At 56.0% G+C, this 21377-nt stretch carries 17 protein-coding genes; 8 read left to right on the top strand and 9 right to left on the bottom strand.

Annotation, left to right across the window (positions count from 1 at the left end; translation table 11 throughout):
• The first annotated feature begins 108 nt into the window (after positions 1-108).
• Together CHB65_RS07750 and CHB65_RS16875 are read left to right on the top strand one after the other, a co-directional pair.
• Positions 109-930 carry an IS5 family transposase gene (locus CHB65_RS07750; protein WP_089384490.1) on the top strand — a complete coding sequence of 274 codons (822 nt, stop codon included), beginning with the start codon at positions 109-111 and terminating at the stop codon, positions 928-930.
• A gap of 517 nt (positions 931-1447) precedes the next feature.
• Positions 1448-1993: a hypothetical protein gene (locus tag CHB65_RS16875; protein WP_143420377.1), complete on the top strand. Its 546-nt coding sequence runs from the start codon at positions 1448-1450 to the stop codon at positions 1991-1993.
• 104 nt (positions 1994-2097) lie between these two features.
• On the opposite strand, the gene CHB65_RS07755 is transcribed toward CHB65_RS16875, so the two are convergent.
• A complete protein-coding gene (locus CHB65_RS07755; protein ID WP_089384491.1) occupies positions 2098-2409 on the bottom strand; it encodes a hypothetical protein in 312 nt (103 codons plus the stop codon).
• Positions 2410-2579: 170 nt separating this feature from the next.
• Between CHB65_RS07755 and CHB65_RS07760 the strand changes: the two genes are divergently transcribed.
• Positions 2580-2888 carry an HTH domain-containing protein gene (locus CHB65_RS07760; protein WP_089384544.1) on the top strand — a complete coding sequence of 103 codons (309 nt, stop codon included), beginning with the start codon at positions 2580-2582 and terminating at the stop codon, positions 2886-2888.
• Between the two features lie 31 nt (positions 2889-2919).
• On the opposite strand, the gene CHB65_RS07765 is transcribed toward CHB65_RS07760, so the two are convergent.
• From CHB65_RS07765 to CHB65_RS17740, 7 genes are all read right to left on the bottom strand, one after another.
• Positions 2920-3930, bottom strand: coding sequence for a tyrosine-type recombinase/integrase (locus CHB65_RS07765; protein WP_089384492.1), 1011 nt, complete (start codon positions 3928-3930; stop codon positions 2920-2922).
• 376 nt (positions 3931-4306) lie between these two features.
• Positions 4307-8914 (bottom strand): PGF-CTERM sorting domain-containing protein, encoded by a 4608-nt coding sequence (locus CHB65_RS07770; RefSeq protein WP_089384493.1) that lies wholly within the window; start codon positions 8912-8914, stop codon positions 4307-4309.
• Entirely contained in the window at positions 8907-13343 is a 4437-nt protein-coding gene (locus tag CHB65_RS07775; protein WP_089384494.1) for an outer membrane protein assembly factor BamB family protein, read from the bottom strand. The genes CHB65_RS07770 and CHB65_RS07775 overlap by 8 nt, the downstream gene beginning before the upstream one ends.
• Before the next feature lie 1094 nt (positions 13344-14437).
• On the bottom strand, positions 14438-14578 hold the full coding sequence (locus CHB65_RS17390) for a hypothetical protein (protein ID WP_179213612.1): 141 nt from the start codon (positions 14576-14578) through the stop codon (positions 14438-14440).
• 25 nt (positions 14579-14603) lie between these two features.
• Positions 14604-15092, bottom strand: coding sequence for a type II toxin-antitoxin system death-on-curing family toxin (locus CHB65_RS07780; RefSeq protein ID WP_089384495.1), 489 nt, complete (start codon positions 15090-15092; stop codon positions 14604-14606).
• A 243-nt stretch (positions 15093-15335) separates the two neighbouring features.
• Positions 15336-15512 (bottom strand): hypothetical protein, encoded by a 177-nt coding sequence (locus CHB65_RS17735; protein WP_245809928.1) that lies wholly within the window; start codon positions 15510-15512, stop codon positions 15336-15338.
• Between the two features lie 217 nt (positions 15513-15729).
• The gene (locus CHB65_RS17740; RefSeq protein WP_245809929.1) at positions 15730-15921 is read right to left on the bottom strand and encodes a hypothetical protein; all 192 of its coding nucleotides are present in this window, start codon (positions 15919-15921) and stop codon (positions 15730-15732) included.
• Between the two features lie 125 nt (positions 15922-16046).
• Here CHB65_RS17740 and CHB65_RS07790 point away from each other — a divergent pair, with 125 nt between their 5' ends.
• From CHB65_RS07790 to CHB65_RS07810, 4 genes are all read left to right on the top strand, one after another.
• Positions 16047-17612 carry a hypothetical protein gene (locus tag CHB65_RS07790; protein ID WP_218818926.1) on the top strand — a complete coding sequence of 522 codons (1566 nt, stop codon included), beginning with the start codon at positions 16047-16049 and terminating at the stop codon, positions 17610-17612.
• Between the two features lie 445 nt (positions 17613-18057).
• The gene (locus tag CHB65_RS07800) at positions 18058-18732 is read left to right on the top strand and encodes an HAD family hydrolase (RefSeq protein WP_089384497.1); all 675 of its coding nucleotides are present in this window, start codon (positions 18058-18060) and stop codon (positions 18730-18732) included.
• Positions 18729-19688 (top strand): phosphotransferase family protein, encoded by a 960-nt coding sequence (locus tag CHB65_RS07805; RefSeq protein ID WP_089384498.1) that lies wholly within the window; start codon positions 18729-18731, stop codon positions 19686-19688. The genes CHB65_RS07800 and CHB65_RS07805 overlap by 4 nt, the downstream gene beginning before the upstream one ends.
• Before the next feature lie 66 nt (positions 19689-19754).
• A complete protein-coding gene (locus tag CHB65_RS07810) occupies positions 19755-20195 on the top strand; it encodes a hypothetical protein (protein ID WP_089384499.1) in 441 nt (146 codons plus the stop codon).
• 121 nt (positions 20196-20316) lie between these two features.
• Here the strand turns inward: CHB65_RS07810 and CHB65_RS07815 are convergent, their stop codons facing one another.
• Positions 20317-20703, bottom strand: coding sequence for a thiol-disulfide oxidoreductase DCC family protein (locus tag CHB65_RS07815; RefSeq protein ID WP_089384500.1), 387 nt, complete (start codon positions 20701-20703; stop codon positions 20317-20319).
• A gap of 144 nt (positions 20704-20847) precedes the next feature.
• Here CHB65_RS07815 and CHB65_RS07820 point away from each other — a divergent pair, with 144 nt between their 5' ends.
• On the top strand, positions 20848-21360 hold the full coding sequence (locus CHB65_RS07820; protein ID WP_089384501.1) for an OsmC family protein: 513 nt from the start codon (positions 20848-20850) through the stop codon (positions 21358-21360).
• The last annotated feature ends 17 nt before the right edge of the window (positions 21361-21377 follow it).

Genomic DNA, 21377 nt, shown 5'->3' on the forward strand with positions numbered 1-21377 from the left:
ATACCAGATCCTCGTTAATCTGTGCAATCAGTATTCGTCTTCAGTTAATATTTTCAGGCTCTGTTGAAATCCTTAGAGAGTTACAGGATTGAGCAGTAGTCTGACCGAATGCAGGCCCTCCCAAAGTCACAGTTGCTCCGGTTTGTTGAGCAGGCGTATCACTTGGCCCAGCGAGCTGTCGCTCGGTACTCTTCGAAATTCTCGAAACGGCGGTACACACTTCATCAATACATCGTCCTCCTCTGTCTCAAGGTTCGGAAGAATACAACGTACCGAACGCTCCTTGACGAATTAATCGAGATGCCTCGGATTCGAAGCGCTATCAATCTTGAGGAGCTCCCATCCCCCTCGATGTTGTGTAAGGCGTTCAATCGCCTCGATATGGCGGTTTGGCGCGTCCTGCTCAACCTCTCAGTCGCACTCCTTCCGACCAACGGTGTCGTCGGGATTGATGCCTCGGGGTTCGACCGGGGTCACGCCTCGAAACACTATACGAAGCGAGCGAAGCTGACGATCCAGCAGCTGAAAGTCACGCTTCTCGTGGACACGAGGTCGAACGCGATTCTCGACGTACACGTAACAACGACACGAAAACACGACTCGAAGATCGCGCCGTCGCTCATCAAGCGGAATAGCGACGAAGTAGCGATTCTCTTCGATGACAAGGGGTACGATGACCAGAAGATTCGTGCATTAGCTCGTGAAGATGATGTTCGTCCGGTCATCAAACATCGAGAATTTTCGCCGCTCCACAAGGCTTGGAACTCCCGGCTTGACGCTGACCTCTACGGGAAACGTAGTCAGAACAAGACGGTGAACTCTCGTCTCAAACGGAAATACGGCGCATTCGTCCGCTCACGACGCTGGTGGAAGCAGTTCCGTGAACTCGCTATTGGCTGTCTCACTCACAACCTCGACAAGACACTATGAAAATTCTACAGAGCTGGCACACTAATCAGGCCGTCGAGATTGTACGACTGTTGCGACTCCAGAGATAACGAGAAGGAGGCTACCACCAATTGCAACCAAGTTAACTGGTCTGTTTTGTATCTCTGGCCCAAGTGGGTTCTGAAATGCACCATTAATTCCGAGAAGAGTAAGACCGACTGCGCCAAGAATGAGAGTCCTAATACCCCCACTTGAGTTGGTCGTTCATACTCGGAAGGTGCTATCGGATAAATAAAAAAACTGTGCCAGAGCCGGCGATTGGTTCGCAGTTCTACCCAACAACCGCTTCAGCGGGAAAGGTGTCGATCCAATGGGACTTCAACAGAGCCGGGAGAATTAGATCGGTTAGTGCAGGAGAGAGTGATGTTCTCCCCGAACGTTAAAATGAAACCGTGTCTGATACAACTCAGAAGCCGTTCGACATTTGCTCATGAGTAGACTGAATGTACTGTCCGGATATATACGACAGGTCCTCCAAGAGGTACCAGTAGTTAGAACGATGTATCGTCTGGGGTTATTGTCGTGGGATCGCCTAACAGGTCGGGTTCGAGATCATCTTGTTCAAGACGTGCATATTGCTTCTCATGAGCATATGGGCGATTATCCCGTTGAAACCGCCGTTTTTGGAAATAAAAATCCCGGGTGGCTAGAGTTCGAACTCCCAATACAAAATGAATCTGAAGATGAAATGTCCGTAAGCGGCGTCGATTTGAGATTCGGCTTAAATAGTGGTGGTGCCGAGATTGGTCATGTGATCTGGAATTCTGAGACAGGCGTGGAGAAGCCCAAATACATCTCTTGTCGCAAAATTAGCCCTCATGGGGTAGGATATTTAAAGATACACGTAACGCCCCCAGAGTATGTGTTTCGCGCAAAGAGACCGTTCAACGTCCGAGTGGCAGGAACAGTACAGTTAGATACTTCTTTTGGTGAAATTCAAGTTCCTGTTGCTTCGTCAGGACGTTTTATGGAGGGTGATTTTGAAGACCTGTTTGCCGAAGCATTAGATGATTTTGAAAGACGGTGGAGTAGAGAACTTGGATAATAGGTACAACAGCTTGTTGAAATCCTCGTACTGCATTCGCACTGTGTATTCAGCAGGACTCCTGAAACAAGTCACCTAGCGAGGGGATCAACAACCGGAGCCAGTTATACGTCCTCGGGCCAGTCGTTTGGTAATCGTGACAGGGTTGCTTTGATAGTGAGGTCACTAAGTACCGTTTGCTCCCGTAACCAATCAGCGGCCGCAATATGGGCGTCCTGACCGTTTGGAATATAGAGCCCGTCCGGCGACTGTGCGACGAATGGCAGTTCGGTCACCTCGTTTTCAAGCACCTCTCTCAGCTCGTCATGATCTTCCGTTCCAGCTACGAGACGAACAAGTTGTCCAGCCGGAATGGGCGATCCCCATGAGTGACGGCGAGCCAACTTCCACACGAACTTCGCCGCAGCATCCGACATTATGGTGGATACTGTGTTGTATCCATTTATATCTATACAGTCCAGTAAGACATACGTGTCCAATAGGTTTAACACAATGAGCACACTACATCAAGATAACAGCGTATCCAACCGCTAGCAATAGTATGTCGAGTCAAAAGCCCCCCTCCAACCCGATGGAGAACCTTTCGATGGACGAATTGCGCGACGAGTATCCAAGTGGATGGCGTATTCTCGTCCAGAACGAGAGCGTTGGCTATATCCTTGATATGCTGATGGATTCCCTGCCGAGATCTGAATTCACAAAATCGGAACTGGCCGAGAAGTCAGGTGTCAGCCGTCAATCCGTGTATACACATTTGGATCTTTTGCTGGTCTTAGGTGTACTCGAACCCGTTGACGATACCTCTCCAGAACGCTATCGCGTATGCCACAGTAGCGAATTACTTGAACTACTCCACCAAATCAACGGAACAGTGAACGAGCGACTTGCCCGCTAAGGGCTCATCAGCCCCGTTCACACACGACTACTCAGAGGTCGTCTAAGTAGTCTCGCCGTTGCTCCATTTTCTCTTCCTCTGTCCGCGAATCGTAGTGCACTGAGAGCACTTTTTCGCTCACGTTGGCGCGATCACCGACTGCCTTCATCGGCCATCCGTTCTGCAGTGCGTGTGTGATGCCGCCTCTCCGCACTGCGTGAGGACTTACAGCTGATGGACATGCAGACGCTGAGTCATACGAGGTCGCATCACATTCGTCCAGATCTCGTCCGTGCGGACATTCTCGTGAGACCTCACAGGGTCGAGTGTATCGATAACAGTCGCCGCGTAGCGTCGTCGTATGAGCTCGTCCTTCTGGAGTCGAAATCAACGGCTTCCGTCCGTGCTCATCCGTCACGGCTGGACGAGTATGTTCTAACCAGTCGTCCAGAAGCTCACACACCTCATCAGATAGGGCAACCAATCGTTCCCCTCGTTTTTGATTCTTCAGCGTCGTCTCTGACTCTGGCCGATGGACTACCTGTAACGATTGCTTGACGGAATCGTAATCACCGCAATCAAGCCCATGAATTTCTCCGACACGCATCATGGTGTGCCACATCAGCGTAAGTGCGACGTGTGGTCGGGATGCGTACTCGTACTTGTTGAGATGAGAAAGGACCTGCTCGGCTCGATCAGTATCCAGCATATCATCGCGGACGTTGTCGTTCCCACTCAGTGTGGGTGACAACACTTTCGTGTGGAGATCGAGTTCGACGGCATCAATTGACTCCAACCATTTAACGAACACCCGTAGTGTGTCCATCTGCGTCTTTTCACTCGCTGGCGAGAGACCACCTTCCATGCGTCGCCACATTCTGAATTCATGTAATTGGCGACCGGACAGCTCGTTCAGATTCGTGATCTCGGCATCGTTACACCACCGGACGAAGTGTCCAAGCCGCGACCGATGCGAATAGATCGTCGCTTGCGAGACACTATTTTCTCGATCAGCGAGGTACAGTTCGAGCGCGTGTTCGGGGTCTATGGGTTCCAAACTCATGTTTGCCTACGCAAACCCCCGTCAGAATACCCATTCTGAGACGGCCGATTTCAGCCGCCTCACGCCTCAGAGGTTGATCCGTTCGACAGTCGAACAAGCGCTCGTCGCGCCCGTACGCTTCTAATTGGAGTACAGCGACGAGATAGACGCGATGATAGTAAGAGGTGCACGCGTTCGTTCGACCAGTGACCGTCTACGGGTACATTGGTGGGGTTCGCGTACCTCCCAACTCGGGTGGAAAAGAGATGATCAGCCGGACACTGACGGGAGCGGTGCTCAGATCCGGTGTGAATCGTGGGACGGTACGTTCTCGATAGAATCTACGCCCCAAAATACTCATCTCGCCTTTCAATCAATTGTCTGAACACCGACTGTGCTACTCGGAGACCCGTGTGCGTGCTGCGATGAGTGCTGTGGCGAGCAGTGCGATGAGTGCGACGACCACACCGAATCCGGGTATTTGCTCTTCGACGGCCGGCTCCTCTTCGGGCGTGTCGGCTACGCTATCGTCGCTGTCGTCGCTATCGTCCGCCGTGTCTTCCTCGGGATCGGTGTCGTCCGTTCCAATAGTCAGCGTGTCGGTGTACGTATCGTCAGCAGTCGTGAGACGGTACGTGTATTCTCCCTCGCTTAACGCGGAGATATCAACGTCGTTGAACTCAACCGTTACCTGTCCATCTGAGCCGAGCGTCAACTCCTCCTCGGCAACGGTTTCGCCATCGATCTCCAGTTCGATCGTCTGGCCGTCGGACGGTCCACCCGTATTCGTGATCGTCGCCGTGACATCGATCGGTGTACTCGCGTCCTCCTGACCGCTCACTTCGGGCGCGGAGATCTCGAACTGTTCATCGCCAGGGGTGGGAGCGCCGGCGCCGCCACCACCACCGCCGCTGGCACCAGCGTCGGCGCCGTCGTCGTCATCAGATTCTGTGTCCTCCTCTTCGGATTCATCTTCTTGTGCGTCCTCCTCTTCGGATTCATCTTCTTGTGCGTCCTCAACGGATATTGTTTCCGTGGTGGTGACGTCGTTGCCGGCCTGATCGACGACCTGCAATTCGACGCTAAAGGTCTCATCAGGCTGCAGATCATCGACGTGCACCTCGGTCTCCTCGCCGGTAATCTGCACGTCCGTTCGATCGTCACTGAGATCAACGTCGACGCTCGTCTCCGAGACGTCGATCGCGGATATCACCGGGGAGTACTCGAAGGTGAGCGTCACGTCTTCATCATCGATATCGAGGTCGGTACCGGGATCAACGGTCGTGTCGTCGATCGATGGTGGCTGATCATCCATCCCACCGGGCGCGAGCTGGCTGAAGCCGTCCACCTCGACGACGAGTTCGTCATCGACGATCTCGGGTTCAATCACCTCGTAGTCTTCCTCACCCTCCGGTGAGTAGAAGAAGACGAGGTCCTCATCATCGATGCCCTCGATATCGATGTCAGCGAGTGGAACGCTCACGGTCGCGTCCTCGAGTTCGTCTTCGTCGAGGCCAATGTCGGCGACATCGATGAACTCGTCCGTGATCTGGTCGGGTTCAACGGATGTTCCGGCGGGCGCGCTGGACGTCTGTCCGACCGACGCACTTCGCTCCTCATTCCCGTCGGCGTCATCGCTCGCTGAGAGAGCGAACGAGCCGTCAGTCGAGTCGGGCTCGACGGTCGCCTCGTTGTTCTCATCGAGTGCATAGCTAGTGACTGATGTGGTCAGCTCGTAGGTATCAGCGTTGCCGATCTCATCTTCGGCCTCCACCTCGATCGTGAAGGTAGTGTCTTCATCATCGAGAGTTGTCCCGTCGAATTCGATCTCGAACTCATCACCCTCATCGGTCGGTGTGGATGGCGATCGATCCTCGGTGGTTCCATCGGCTTCTGCTTCGATGTCGATCTCGTCGATCGTGACGTCCTCATCGGCCTCGATCGTGAGCGTGGCATCAACTTCACCGAGGTCAGTCACGCGCGGCTGGATATCCGGGGCGGTCGTATCGACCGTCACGGTGGCGTCTTCATCTTCGAGTTCTGCGACGTTCCCAGCTTCGTCCTGCGCGGAAATGATCGCATTGTACTCACCATCGCCGACGAGGTCATCGACATCGATCGTCGTTTCAACGTCACCTTCCGCGTCGGCGTCAGTGAATTCTTCCCCGATAGCGAAGAAAGTAAACCCGGAGGCCAGACCGAGATTGACGACCTCAACATCACTGTTGACACCCTCAACATCGGCACTGACAGTAACCTCATCGTTTGTCAGGTCCGTATCGAGTTGGAGATTCTCGATCGTCGGTGGGGAGTTGTCGACCTCGAACGGCTCGGTTTCGACTTGTTCTTCCTGACCGTCTCCACCGAATGCGGTCACTCTGAGGCGGTACTCCCCGTCATCGACCGGTTCGTCGTCCTCATCGATGGCGGTGTAGAAGAGGTCGGTGACGTCATCCTCGGCGTCGAAGGTGGACGTACGAACGACTTCGTCGTCCTCGTTCAGCACCTCCGTTTCGAAGGACTCCGCGACATCACTGTTGAGTTCGACCGTGACATCAAGCGGCTGGTTCGTGCTGATGAGGTCTGGCCCGGAAGCGAGCTGCAGATCGATCTCGTCATCCGGCACGAAGTCGCTCTCGACCTCGAAATCACTTTGCAGATTGCGGACAGTGCCGAGCCGCTCATGGATACGTTCGCCCGCTACTTCCTCTTCGAACATCGATATACTGGCACTGTACTCCCCGCTTTCAATCTCGGAGACATCAACGGTGAATTCGAACTCGTCGTCCCCGTCACTATGTTCAACTTCCTGCTCAAGGACGGGTAGCGGATCTTCACCAACCAACCGGAAGGTGACAAACCAGTCTTCATCAACTTCCTCATCTCGTGGCGCTGTGACTGTTATTTCGTCTTCCGTCCCATCTTGTTCGATATCGCCAACATAATTCACCCCAATAAGGCGCTCCTCACTCGTATCTACTCGGTCACCATCTTCAACAAGAGCAAGTTCAAATTCGTTGAACGTGTCACCACTGCCGGTGAAGACATCATCATCACCCTCGACTGTGATGTTTATATCCTCACCGTCTTCATCTGGTGTTATCATTCCGACTCGCGGATCGACACGGATCTCACCAAGACCGTCGTAAATACTCAGCCGAATCGCCTCAACGTCGAATGTTTTCTCATCCTCCTCGGGAATGATCTCAATGGTACGGTCAGTATCTGTATTCGTGACCTCGATCGTGCGGTCGGCATCACCACCGAATGAGAAGGTGTCTTCACCCTCGGGCGCTGCATGAAGAACTTCCGCGGTGGTAGACGTTCCATCCTCAGTTAGTGTCGTCGTCGATCCTGCCACACCTTCCGCGTGCGTGATGCCGACGTCGGGGTCAGATTCGGGCTCATCCTTCTCAACGTTGTTTGTGACGTCTAGGTCGGTAAACCCTTGCGCAAACGTACCGTCATCGACTGCGACGACGGCGCCATCATCGCCAAGGGAGAAGTATGCCAATGACTCCTCAATCACGTCCGGATCATCTGCCTCAACCTCTTCGGTCAGTGGCACGATGATGTCGCCGTCAGCAACGCTGAGATCGCCATCAGCCACTGTTTCGGGGTCGTTGTTCAGGCCGTCGCCATCAAATATGAAGAATTCTCCCGCATCATTAGGGAAATTATCCATCAGTTCCACTTCCTCCTCGAAGACCACGACGATCTCGTCTGGGGCGTCGTCCCGAACAGTCGCGGACGCAACTTCCGGTCCGGGCTTAAAAACGGTGATCTGGTCGATCTCTTCCCCGGAGACGGGGTCGACATCAGCGTCGAACCCTTCAACGTCGACTTCCACAGCGAAGTCGGTCTCCGAGTCAACAACAGGTGCCTCAACGTTCTCAAACTCACTTCCTTCGACCGTCACCACAGCTGAGTCATCATCTGCGAGATTGCCGAGATCAGCCGACTTGACGATAGACGCTGATTCGCCATCCTCGTAGTTGACGAGCTCAACGGTAACGTCGGCTGTAGTTACGTCATCGAGGTTCTCCAACGCAACCTCAGCAACATAATCATCTGTATCATCCTCAGTCACAACATCCGGACTAATGCTCGACGCATCGGCGTCTACTGTCGGCTGGGTATCGGGTTCTTCAACGACCAGATCACCAGCCACGTCGTTATTACCGGCCATCACGAGCACGTCGTAGTCAGTAGCGTCGAAGTCGCCGGTGACGCTCCCGAAGGTAATCGTGTCACTGTCGCCAGCGTCGAGGGTGACGTCTTCGGTGGCTGCGGCACCGCCACCGTCAAGCCCGCCGGCAACCTCCAACTCAACTTCGAACGTGCCCTGTTCGTCACCGACGTTCTCGATAGTAGCACTGATGTCTTCGTCGTTACCTTCGGTGATAGTTGCATCAGCGCCTTGGCCGGCGATGTCGAGTCCGCTCAACGCCGGTTCTGCCGGGTCACTGGGTTCACCATCATCATCCGTATCGACCTCAAGTTCTGCATCTTCGGACTCGGTTACGGTGATACTCTGACCGTCACCGTCGCCGAGCGTCTCGACTGTCTGTTCAACCGATGCTGTACCGGGCTCCTTCGTTTCGATAGTTACGGTTGCGATGGTGACTTCATCGTCGGCGTCCGAGTCGATCGCCTCGTCTCCGTAGACGACATCAGCGGTCGCAGTTGCTCCATCATCAGAGACTGGGTCATCCGGCTCGAACAATGGATCGCCGGCCGGTTCGAGGTCCACTATCTTCGCAACGTTTGTGTCGGTGATATCAACCGTTGTGGTATATGCACCGACATCATCCTCAACGCCCTCGACGACGATATCGAAAGTTAGCTCCTCACCGACATTCGCTTCGGTCTCATCGGGTGAGAGCGTGGCCGTCACCGCTCCAGTGTCGGCAGCAAAACCCACACCGCCAAAGAGGACGGTGATCGCGAGAAGTGTAATAACGAATTTCCGGGGAGTCAGCGAGTCTACAAACCGATCACTCATCGGAATCACCCCCAGTAACGCGGTCGTACAATGCCTCAACGTCTGCCTCAGTCACCTCGTCGGGGTCGTCATCTGCGAAGTTGAATGCCTCCGAATTTTGTTGTACCTCCTCGGAATCAAGATTCTGCTGGAGTGCTTGAACATCTACGACATCTGCTGTGCCGTCTCCGTTGATATCCTCATACAGGCCGTCTCCGTTGAGGTCTTGAGGTGGATCATCTCCGACGATTGGTGAGAGAGAAGCACCGTCAAGAGACACATGTAGTTCATTTTTTTCTGGCTCAATTGATAATTTCTTTCTGACACGATCGAACCCGGACTTTTTAATAACAACCTCGTACGTTCCCTCATCTATCCGCTCAATTGAATACTCCCCATCTGTGTCCGTTGTCGCGGTGGCCTCAAGATCGCCTGTTTCAGAATCAACTACATTGATTTCAGCCGCTTCGAGTGAATCATCATCAGGGCCCGTTACTCTTCCAGTAAGAGTGCCTGTGTCCGGATTGATCGTCCCGGACTGAGCTTCGGCCCAGTCGTTGTTATGACCAAGTGTTCCGAGAGATGTTCGTGAGTCTTCACTGGAGCCATCGACACCTGCACTTAACGCATACACTGTACCCGGATCGTCCCAGTCCGCGATGTAGACCGTACCATCCGCCACGGTTGGGGATGAGAAGAAACCCCAAGGAGAAACAGGTTCGAATCTCCACTGTCTATCCCCGAAAAATGAAGCATCCGCGTCCAACGCATATACGCTTCCCTCTCCACCTCCGACGAAGACAGTACTACCGGCTACCGTCGGTGACGACCGAACTCGACCACTCGTCTCGTAACCCCATTCTCTCTCGCCCGTCTTCGCGTCCAATGCGTATACATGCGGATGGTCCGCCGCAGGGAGATCATTGGTCCCAATGTAGACGGTTCCATCGATAACTGTAGGTGAAGACCTTCCCAAAGTCTCGGCTTCGAACGTCCACTCTTCCTCGCCCGTTTCTGCATCCAATGCGTATACGTTGTTATCGTCACTCCCAACATAGACGATTCCATCCTCCACCGTCGGTGACGACCTGACCGAGTCCCCAGTAGCAAGTTCCCACTTTTTATTTCCGTCGTCAGCATCCAGTGCGTATATGCTGTTGTCTTCACTCCCGATATAGACGGTTCCGTCCAATACCGTCGGAGATGAAATGACTGCACCGTCGGTTTCGAAGAACCATTCTTTCTGACCTGTGGCCGCATCCAGTGCGTACACATTGTCGTCACTTCTCCCAAAATAGACGGTCCCATTTGCGACCGTTGGCGAAGATTGAACTGTTGCACCTTCCTCAAAACTCCATATCTCACTCCCGTTGGACGCATCCAGTGCGTACACATTCCCCGCAGCACCGAAGGTGCTATCATCACTTCCAACATATACAATACCATCTACTACTGCTGGTGATGACCTTACAGATGAACCGGCATTGAAACGCCACTGCTCTTCACCTGTTTCTGTGTCCAGTGCGTATATGTTGTTATCGTTGCTCCCGATATAGACGGTTCCATCCACCACCGTCGGTGACGAGAATATCCGAGAATTAGTTTGGAAGGTCCAGAGTTCTTCTCCCGGTAAGTTAGTCCGTGTTAGTTGAACATCTTCACTACGGGTCTCATCTGGTTGGATAGTTACTTCGGTGCTGAACGATTCGAACTCTACTTGATCGATAATGACTTCATACGTTGCCTCAGCAGGTAGATCGGTTTCGTACTTTCCTTCTTCACTTGTTTTCGTGGTTGATACTAATTCATCTGTTCTAGTGTCGCCGAATTTTAATTCAACGTCAGTAACAGGGTCATCACTATCGTCGGTGACAATTCCCGTGATCGTACCGATATCTGGCGGAAGCGAAGCATCACCTATATTTATTGTCGTGACCGCTTCATCGGTTGTTTCGTCATTATCACTCTTAGTGACGACCGTTAAGTCTATTTGGTACGAACCAGCCGTGTCAAATGTATAGTTTATTGATTCGCGTTCGAACTCTTCCTCTTTAATTTCCCACTTATAGGTGTCTATTGAGCGATCGTCGCGTGGATGATACGAATCCGACCCGTCGAATTCGATCTCCTCCCCGGTTTTGAGATCACCAATGACATCGATCCTCGCCCGGGGGGTTCCCAACCGTTCCTCAATGTCCTCAACAGTAAATGTCGAAGTGATTTCGTCATTTTCGCCGCTCCGGCTCACTTCGAGACTCACTTCGTATTCGCCGGGATCGTCAAACGTGACTGAAACCGACTCACCGCTGTAGTTCTGTCCATCAATCTCCCACTCGTAGCTATCAGCATCACCCGTTGAAGTAAATTCGACCACATCGCCGGGTTCGGGTGCCGAAGGTCGACGATCGAACGACGCGATTACCGGCGGCACCTCCTCAATGATAACCTCGGTTTCTGTCTCATCCACGAGACCGCGGTCGTCTTCAACGGTCAGCCGTGCTGTGACGACACCCGGTTCGAACGTTACGTCGTCGACGCTCTCACCACTACGGGTCTCTTCGAACGACCCATCGTCATCTCTCTCGAACACCCACGAGAACGACTCGATGTCGCTCCCAGCGGTCGACTCGCTTGCGTCGAACGTGACCGAATCGTCCATCACCTCGGCCGGTGCGTCGATCTTCGCGATGGGGGGATACTCGATGTTTCCTGCTGAAACCTCGTACGCCGTGAACCCCTGTTGATCCGTTTTGACTCCTTGCGCACCGTTATCTTCAGGAGCGCGTGCGAACTCATTTTGTCCCGCTTCACTTTCCGGATCTTCTGCAGTCAGAATGGGTTCCAGCGCTGAGCGATATCTGAACCAGACGTCTTCGAACGCATCATCAGCATCATCATCGTCGTCATCGATCGGCTCATCACCAGCATAGCTAAATTCGACGACCAATCGCTTGGTCTCACCGGGTTCATACTGTCCATTGATATCAAGGAGGGTGTGTTCTGCCGTATCGGTGGTGCCATCGTCTTGAATTATCTCATCTTCTCCCGCTTTGTGTCGCGTAACACTGATCACGTCGTCACTTTCTGCTTCAATAAAATCGACCGCTAGCTTATCAGAATGTGAAATAGACAGATAACCCTCATTGCTGGTGAGGCCTGCACTCGATCCGTTCGAAACCTCGAATTCGACGCGAGATTTTGTTTTTTCACCGGTTGCCACCTGCCGAAGTTCGGCGTCGATCACACCGTGATGGCGCACGGTTGAGACGGATGCACTGGGAGGATCAACAAAACGCAATATATCTCTGAGATTTTGATCCTCGTCACGACTGTACTGCTGCAGCATCTCGAAGAAATCACGAACATCATCCTTGGTTTTGCCTACAGAGGGTGGAGTCCCATCACACACGCGGCCTAGATTGCTCGAATAGTACCGCTGTGCACCTGACTCGCTCCAGAGGGACCCGCTGCCGGTAGACGTATCGAAGAGCCGTTCACGCTGCTTTTCAAGGGCTTCGATAACTCCAGTCCGATTCTTTTGTTCCCACGCGTCCTTTTCATCGCTGGCCAATTCTTGGAGGTCAACGAGTGCCTCGTCGGAGTTACCAGCGCATTCGATTGCTGCTTTATCAGCGTAGTCGAAGAAATCGTTTTTGAGGTCGAACGTTGATTTGACCGCCTGACTCATCGACGTCCCACTAAGCCCATTTCTCAGTCCATATGCAGCTCCCGCAACCTTGGGCCAATCCGAATCAATTACTTCGGCAGTCACACCCGCTACTTTGCTCGTAACCGAAGCAACTGCGAGATCCGACAGGATGCTGACTGTCTCCTTCGCGAACTGTTCTTCCCAAGCTTTCGCTTCAGTGACGCCAGCGTACGCTTCTGCATAATTTTCGAATAGAACCTCGCGCCTGCCAGCCATCTCCGCGAACAGGCTCCAGTCGAGTTCATCGATAACGTTGTATTGAAGCCGCGTGTTGTCGGTTACGTCCTGATCACTGTCGATGACTTCGATTGTCGGTTCATCACCTGTTGGTTGTAAAAAAAGCGTGACCGCATGTGTACTCGGTGCAGTAACGGGCTCTTCATTGTGAAGTGTAATCTCTGGCCCCCCGCCATTGACAGTAAATTCCCCGTCCGTGTCATCGCCCTCCACCTCCAGATCGCTCAATTCGATATCAACGTCCGCCTCCTCAATTTCGTCGCCAAATACTGAGAACCCTCCACTAATTTCGATGATGATCGTCACCGGAATCGTCGTCTCGGTTTCTGGAGGTAGCGGTATTGAGGTATCCTCTGGTGTCACGATAACTTCTTGTGACGGTCCAACTAACTGCGGCGTTGTTTGAGGACTTAGATCGGTTTCGTCGGTACGTACAACCCCGCTTAGCGGCACTAATGATGAAGCTGTGAGGAAATGTCGACGCGAGAGATCGAATTCACGCATTCATCCCACCTCTACTGATCTCCCTAGAGCAGACATCCGTCGTTTTTATTCGATTCTGCCTTTTTATACCAGCCGTCCAACCACTCTGGACACCTATCCGGAAAAAGAGCTTCTCACGATTCATTGACAAATGAAAGGTGGCTATTGGTATTAGTATACACTCCTCGATGCCATTCAACGAGTCCTCGATGGGTCGCCATTCCAACATCGAACACCGTCAGTAGCAAGCCGGACCCTCCCTCTGACCTTACGAGTGCCGTTCCACCACCCGCGATAACCGATCCGCAATGCAGGTAATTCATTTGCATTGACAATTGGTCGGAGGAAATCAATATAATTCTTATCTCTCACTCATAAAGTCACAACATTGTAGCATTAATTGCCGTGTATCGTTTATTTTCTATTGATCCGTATCTATGAAGGAGAATTAATTGATCATCCTGACCATTCTCATTTCTGATGGCATAGGCCGTTAGTTAATTGAAGCCGGTCCTTCCCAAATGGGTCGGCACAGCGCTGTCTGAACGTCAAGAAGGCATTATTTAATGTATGATTACATATCGAATTTATGTATTGAGATTGAAGTGTAATATAACCGGTAGTGAAGACGATGATGTCAATTACGGATTTTCTCCGCCGCTGACATGCAAAGCTGAGTCACGCTTAGATATGGTTCAAGAATCGTCGCCGTTGCTCCATCTTTTCGCGTTGACTTCGCCGGTCGTAGTGCTCGTCAAGGACACTGGCGTAACGTTGGCGCGATTGCTGACAACATCAGTGGGCACATGGTGGTATGGTGTGTGATTCCACCTCTCCGCAGCGCGCGCGGACTACCTATTGACAGTGTGTCCGTTGGGGGACGTCGGCACCGATGGGGTTGCCAACGTTGTCGTGTCTCTTGAGCATTGAGCGGTGTCAGGGACGCGGTTTCTCAGCGATCACTTCGAACGTGCAGCGACGGAGCGAGAAGGAGTACCTCACTGAGCAGCAAAAAATTACTTGGTCGAATACGAATCACACGTCGCCGTACTGAACCGGGTTCGGGGTGAGATTGCCGTCAAGCCACTATTCAGATGATTCTCGGGAAGAGGCCGCTATTCGTTTTCGAGTGCATCGTAGACCTCACGGTTTTCGTCCCGATCAGCCGCTGCGACTCGACGGACCAGCTCTTGGCGAATATCCTCCATCACCTCGTCGAGTGGGGATCCGGCCTCTGCACCTTCTTCAGTCGCCATGGTCACTCTATGTTTGCGAGGCTGGTTAATCGTTCGCATCATCCGAGTCTCCGGTCAGTTCGTCCAATCCGTATCTGATGAGTTCCTCACGCCACCGTTCTATCTCTCCCGGGAGTTCGATCTCTTCAGTGTGACATCGAAGATACTCGACGACTGTGTCTTCGTCTACAGCTGCCTCGTCCGTTCCGAACCGCTTGAGGATCGATCTGATCTCTTCGTCGTATACGAATCGGTATCCGTTGAGAAAGTAGAATACGGCGGTCGTGTTGAGTGCGGTTCGTTTGTTGGCGTCGGCAAACGGATGATTCGCTACAAGGAGCCGAAGGAGGTGAAATGCCTTTTCGTGTATCGTACGCGGCACCGTTCCGAAGTTCCCTTCCTCGATGTATTGGAGTGCGAACTCGATATCGCCACGATTCTGGATCCCAGCGTGCGTGTCGTCGTATTCGGAGACGATGTCCTCGTGAATAGTAAGCACGTCATCGACCGAAGGATACCAGAGTGAGTCGGCCATTCGTTCTGACGTTGAAGTCACCCGGCGTAATTCTTCCGCTCATTCGGTCACCGCAATAATATCCTCTCCTGTACGATATTCATATGAGACAAAGCATTCCCTGTTGAGGTGGCTCTCAAACAGGATACTGGCACGACTGAGAACGAAATCACGACGAAATTGGTATTCAAGTCGGTACGAGAAATTCGCTATATCTGCCAATTTATCGGAGGGTAGTCAAATCATACGTGATTTTGATCCCGCCTAGATGTTGTCGAGGAAGTCCCGTCGCTGTTCCATCCTCTCGCGCTGATTACGGCGATCGTGGTGCTCGTCAAGGACACCGCGTGTGACGTTGGCACGATCGCTGACGACATCGTTGGGAACGTCGTGGTTGAGGTGATGGGTGATGCCTCCTCGCCGAAGTGCATGCGGACTCACGCTCGAAGGACAATCAAATGGTGTTGTGTAGCTCATCCCTTCACAACTCTCCGGTTCTCGGTCGTGAGGACATTCACCCGCCACGATGCAAGGTCTGGTAACACGATAACAGTCTCCTCGGAGCGTGGTCCGATGAGCACGGCCGTTCGCCGTCGACAGCAGCGGCCGACGGCCGAACTCGTCTTCGACATCGGGACGCCGGTCAGCGATCCAGTCATCAAGCAGTCGGTAGACGGCCCCCTGAAAGGGCGACGAGCCGCTCTCCGTTCTCAGCATTCCTGATCGTCGTTCCCATCTCCGGGCGCCGGATGACGGCGATCGACTGCTCGTCGGGGTCGTAGTCGTCAACTTCGAGCGAGTGGACGGCACCGAGGTGCATCATCGTGTACCACATCAGCGACCGATTCATCAGGGACAATTCACAAATAGCCTCACCGTGTGGTACCGATATCGAACGATGGAATCGGAACCCAAGACAACAGGATCGCGATCGACTCCCGGTCCAGTAACGAGACGGAGCATGTCGATGGAGCGATGAACGGGAAGATCGATCGGGCGATCGAGTTTGTCCACCGCTCGCTTGACGCAGAGACAGCCGCGGAGTTCGACGCTCGGATACGGGACCAGGCCGAGTGGCTCCGATCGGCCATCGAGACCGGAGAGATGGACAACGACGGTTTCGCGACCGGTCTGGAGTTGGAGGTGTATGCAGTCACGGACGAGCGATGGACCGATTCGGACGGCCCGTACCTTTCCCCGTTGCCCGACGCTGTCTTCGAGACGCAGGCAGCGAACAAAGAACTCGGTCATCACAACATCGAGATCAACACGGAGCCAACGCTGTTGACGGACGACGGGCTGGCGACCCAGGCGACGGCGATCCGCGATCGGACCGCCGCGGCCCGGGCAGCGGTTCGGGAGCATGACCGCGAACTCGTGCTCGATTCCATATGGACGCTTCCGCCGGCCGACGGGACGATCGAGTATTTATCAGCGATCGACGAACGCGACGGGGTCGTGGTCGCGGCCAACATGCGGCCGGACTCGCGATACCTCGCCATCGACAACCACGTTCTCGAGTACGCCGATGGGGGCCCGATTCCGCTGTCGGTCCCGGGCGTTGAACAGGCGTTTCCATCGATGCTCTTCGAATCGCTCGCCACATCGATGCAGCCGCATTACCAGGTTCCATCCGCGGCCGACCTGCCGGCCGCCTACAATACCGCGATCCGAACCATGGGTCCGGTCCTCGCGCTGTCGGCGAACTCGCCGTTTCTCCCGGCGGACCTCTACACCCACGTCGAGGATCCGGCGACGCTCTGTACGGAGACCCACGCCGAACTCCGGATCGCGGTTTTCGAACAATCCGCCAACCACACTCCGAACCCGAAAGTCGGGGTGCCGAGAGACATCCGGACCGCCACGGACGTCGTCGATCGCGTTCTGGAGGACGACCTGTGTGCGCCGTTTCTCAGGGAGTGGGTCGCCGACGACCCGTCGCGAGGAACGCTCTCGGATCGGATCTGGGAGTTCGATCACAAACGCGGTACGTACTGGCGGTGGCTCCGTTGTGTGATCGGCGGCGATTACATCGGACCGGGCAACGACGAACGCTCGCTCCGGATCGAGTATCGCCCGATCCCCACCCAACCGACGGTTACCGACGTGATCGGCATGCAAGCCATCGTTGTCGGACTGATCCACGGACTCGTGGACGCCGACCATCCGATCGTCGATCTGCCCTGGAGGGCCGCCGAATCGAACTTCTACAACGCCGCGGAAGACGGATTGGATGCGGACCTGGAGTGGATAACCGCGGACGGGGAGCGAACGACCGATCGGGCGGTCCTCTTCGAGGAACTCTTCACCTACGCACGGCACGGGCTGGAGACTGCGGGCGTTCCGGCCGGCGACATCGAGCGATATTGTTCGCCGATCGAAGCCCGGTGGGAAAGCCGGACCGCGCCAAGCGACTGGAAGCGACGAACGGTCCTGGAGGCCGTCGAGCAAGGGACCGATCTGCCGGGGGCGATCGCCGACATGCAACGGGCGTATCTCCAGCGAAGTCTCGAGACCGATTCGTTCGCCGAATGGCTGTGATCGTCACCGTTCGGGGGGATCAAGCCCACGCCGGCGCCACGTTGCTGGCATCGTCGTGATCGCGTCGTGAATCGGGCGCCTTCCACAACGAGTACCAGTCTCCTCCCAGCGGTGGATGCATGAAGGGAACGAGTGAGCGGCTGAGCGGATATTTCAGCAACTACATTAATGAAAACATCACGCCATTTCGATTGCTCCGGCCCACCCATCTGCTGAGTGCTTGATACCACACCCACCGGAGGGTCGTCGGATTCCTGGGGCGGCACCCCGTTCGATCCCGGGTCGCTGGTGGTCGACTACGACCTCCGGGAACGGATCATGGACCGGAACGGTATCGACGGGGCCGTGATCCGTCCCTCATTCGAGTACGACATTCTCCATCGCTCGGCGGCCTCACGACTCCTCCGGCCGCGAGGTTTTTGCCCGAGACGGCCGTAGGCCGCCCGTGGCATCGTTCGACGCCGTTCTCTTCGACCTCGACGGGACGCTCTGTCGCCGGACGCAGGACACACAGGCCATGTACGAGCGTGCCTTCGAACGCGCCGGCGAGGTGCCGTTCGGGGATCCGGATGCCCTCTGGGCGGCCCTCGACGGCCCGCCGGATCACGACGACATCGTCGGCTACTTCGGTGCGGGCTTCGCCCGTGTCGCCGCCCAACACGGCCGATCGGACGCTGATCCGCTCGCATTGGGACGGGCGCTTGAGGAGGCCATCGACGACCGCGCGGTCGAACTGCTCCCGGGCGCGGGGGAGGCCGTCGAGCACGCCGCGACGAACGGACCGATCGGCGTCGTGACGAACGGTCCCGAAAGGGGCCAACGGACGAAACTCGACGCGCTCGGGATCGCCGACGCCTTCGACGTCCTCGTCTACGCCGGCGATCTCCCTCGATCGAAACCCCATGCGGCGCCGTTCGACCGGGCACTCGACGCGGTCGGGGTCACACCCGAACGGGCGCTGTACGTCGGCAACAAGCTCGCATACGATGTCGCGGGCGCACAGAACGCCGGGCTGGCGGCCGCATGGCTCCGTGGCGACGCGGAGGCGGGTGCATATAATCCGGAGTACACGATCGGCTCGCTCACCGAACTTCCCGACATCATTCGTGGCGACCGATGAGCCGCCCCGACCTCACGGCGGCGTTTCCCGCCGGTCCGTTGCGGGCGGCCGGCGCCGTCGCGCTCGAATCGATCGACGGGGCGGCAACGACGGTCGAGCCGCTCGTCCGCGGGAACCGAAAGCGAACGGTCATCGTTCGATTCGTCGACCGCAGACCGGTCGTCGTGCAGGTCTGTCGTGAGCGCGAGTGGCTCCGGACCGAGGCCACCCTCCTCGCTGCGATCCGGAAACGGACCGACGTCCCGGTTCCGCCGGTGCTCGCGGCCGGCACACACGGAGGGGCCGCATACATGGTCTCCGCGTACGTCCCCGGTGACGATCTTCACGAGCGATTCGGGTCGCTCGGTGCGGGGATGCGAGGCGATGTCGCCCGCTGGTTCGGGTCGACGCTCGCCCGACTTCATGGGGCGTTTCGCTTCGACGGCTACGGGACGTTAACACGCTCCTCCGGCGAACTCGTCGCGACGAACGGGGACTGGGAGACGTGGTTTCACGGGTACGCGACGGGGGCGGTAGACCGGCTCCCGGCGGGGTTCGATCCCCTTCGGGAGGAGCTCACCGCCGCGGTCACGAACGTTCCGGAGGCGGATCCCGCCGCGCGACTCTTTCCGTGGGACTTTCGGCCCGGAAACGCCCTGTTCGCCGACGGCTCGATCACCGCGGTGCTGGACTGGGAAGCGCCGCTCGCGGCGCCGCCGGCGCTTTCGATGGCCAAAGCCGAGTATCTCGTCGCCGACTGGTACGTCGACGATCCTGCCCCGCTCCGGCGGGCCTTTCGGGACGGCTACGCCTCCGTGCGTGAGTATCCCTCGATCCCGACGGCCTATCGAATCGCCGCCGTCGCCGACAGCGCGGTCGACTCCTCCGGAACCGTGACCAACCCACGGTATCCACCGGTCGGGGAGGAAGTCGCGGTGTCGTTTCACCGCGAGGCGCTGTGGCGGCTGCTCGGGTGACGGACGGGGATCATCCGTCGAAGGAGCCATAACGTCCGAACACCAGTACGATCGTGTGTAACGCTCATGATCCCGGCGTGGTTTCCGTCGCTGATCCTCTTTTCGGTCCCGATGACCCTCCTCGGCTATGCGTTCGGTCGGTTGCACATCCGCTACCTCGCGTTTCACGGCGGCGAGTCGAAGTATCCGGAACCGATCCCCGAAACCGTCGAGGCCTATCGCGAGCTCAACCACGTCGAGGAGCTGCAGCGGACCTTCTACGGGGTGATGGCCGTGCCGCTCGTTGCGACGGCCGCGTTATCGGCCGCCACTGTCGTCCTGCTCATCGGCTCTTTCGGCGTCGGATACTACTTCGCGACGCTGTCCATCCGCGAACTCGTCGGCGTCGAGCGAGCGGACGAGCAACGGATCTTCAACGACGACAGCCTCGAGCCGATCGCCGAGCCATCCCGATCCGAGGACGGGAACGGGATCGGATCGTCTCGGGACGACGAGACGGACGAGTAAGCGGATCCGGCCGTTCGCTGCGTCTCCGAACGTGGTGAATCGATGGCGGGAGCTTCCGAGACGCGGCCGACACATGATGGAGGACCGACGGACACGGTTCAGTTTACTCCCGATCGGACGCTCACTCAGCTTCTGATCCCGGGGACTTTCCATGTACGTGTTCACATGAGCGGTACCGTCCCCAGATCGCGCGACGGTCGGCGACGAACCGATACCCCCGCTCGCGGATCCGTTCCGAATACGGGAGGAGGCGGCCGACGCGGACGATGGCACGACCGAGGGGACCACAGCGGCTCACACTCGCTTCGAGCGCGTGTCCACAGGAGTAGACGGCCTCGTCGGTCAACAGATGCATGCAGTTCTCGTACTCCTCGGGAAGCCGGGCCTTCTGATCGGGTGTGAGTTCGCTGAACCCGACGGGATCGAACGTGCCGAACCGCAACAACCACTGAACCATATACATACAGAACCCGCAGTCGTCGTCGTACACGAGGCGTGGCACGGCCATATCCGTGGTTCGTGGCGCGCGTTTTTATATTCTCCACCGTGGGACGCCGGGCCGCGGTTCGACGGGTTCGGTCCCCGGATCCACATTCCGCGGAATTTCGCCCCGCCACACACGTTTATGAGCCTTCGCTTGTCAGTTTGGATGATGGCCCAAGACGACCTTCGCGCGGTACAGGAACCGATCAAAAAGCGGTATCAGGAGGAGCCCGAGCAAGCACGTGTCACCCTGCGGGCGACCGGCGACGAGCAGGATGACGCCCGCGCCTGCAGCGTCGACATCGGCCGGGCGATCTACGAGGCGGAGCTCCACGAGGGCACCGGCGGCCCCGGAACCGCCGCCTGTTCGGGGGATCTGCTCCTCGGCGCGCTCGCCGCGTGTTCCCAACTGACCGCGCAGGCGGTCGCGGAGAACTTCGGGGTCGCCGACGACGTCACGATCGAAGTCGACGTCGAGGGCGACCTCGACCTTCGTGGCACGCTCGGTCTCGACGACGACGTCCCGGTCGGCTTCGAGGACCTCCGGCTCACCGTGTCGGTCGAGGGCGACATCGACGAGCGGACGAAGGAGGGGCTACAGAAGTACACCGAACAGTACTGCGTCGTCTATCAGACGCTCGTCTCCGACGGTGACGTGGAGACGGAGTGGTCGTTCAGCTGATCGTCCTCGGTATATAA

Origin of the sequence: Halorubrum vacuolatum, from assembly GCF_900188065.1 — an archaeon.
In the GTDB taxonomy this organism is placed as follows: domain Archaea; phylum Halobacteriota; class Halobacteria; order Halobacteriales; family Haloferacaceae; genus Halorubrum; species Halorubrum vacuolatum.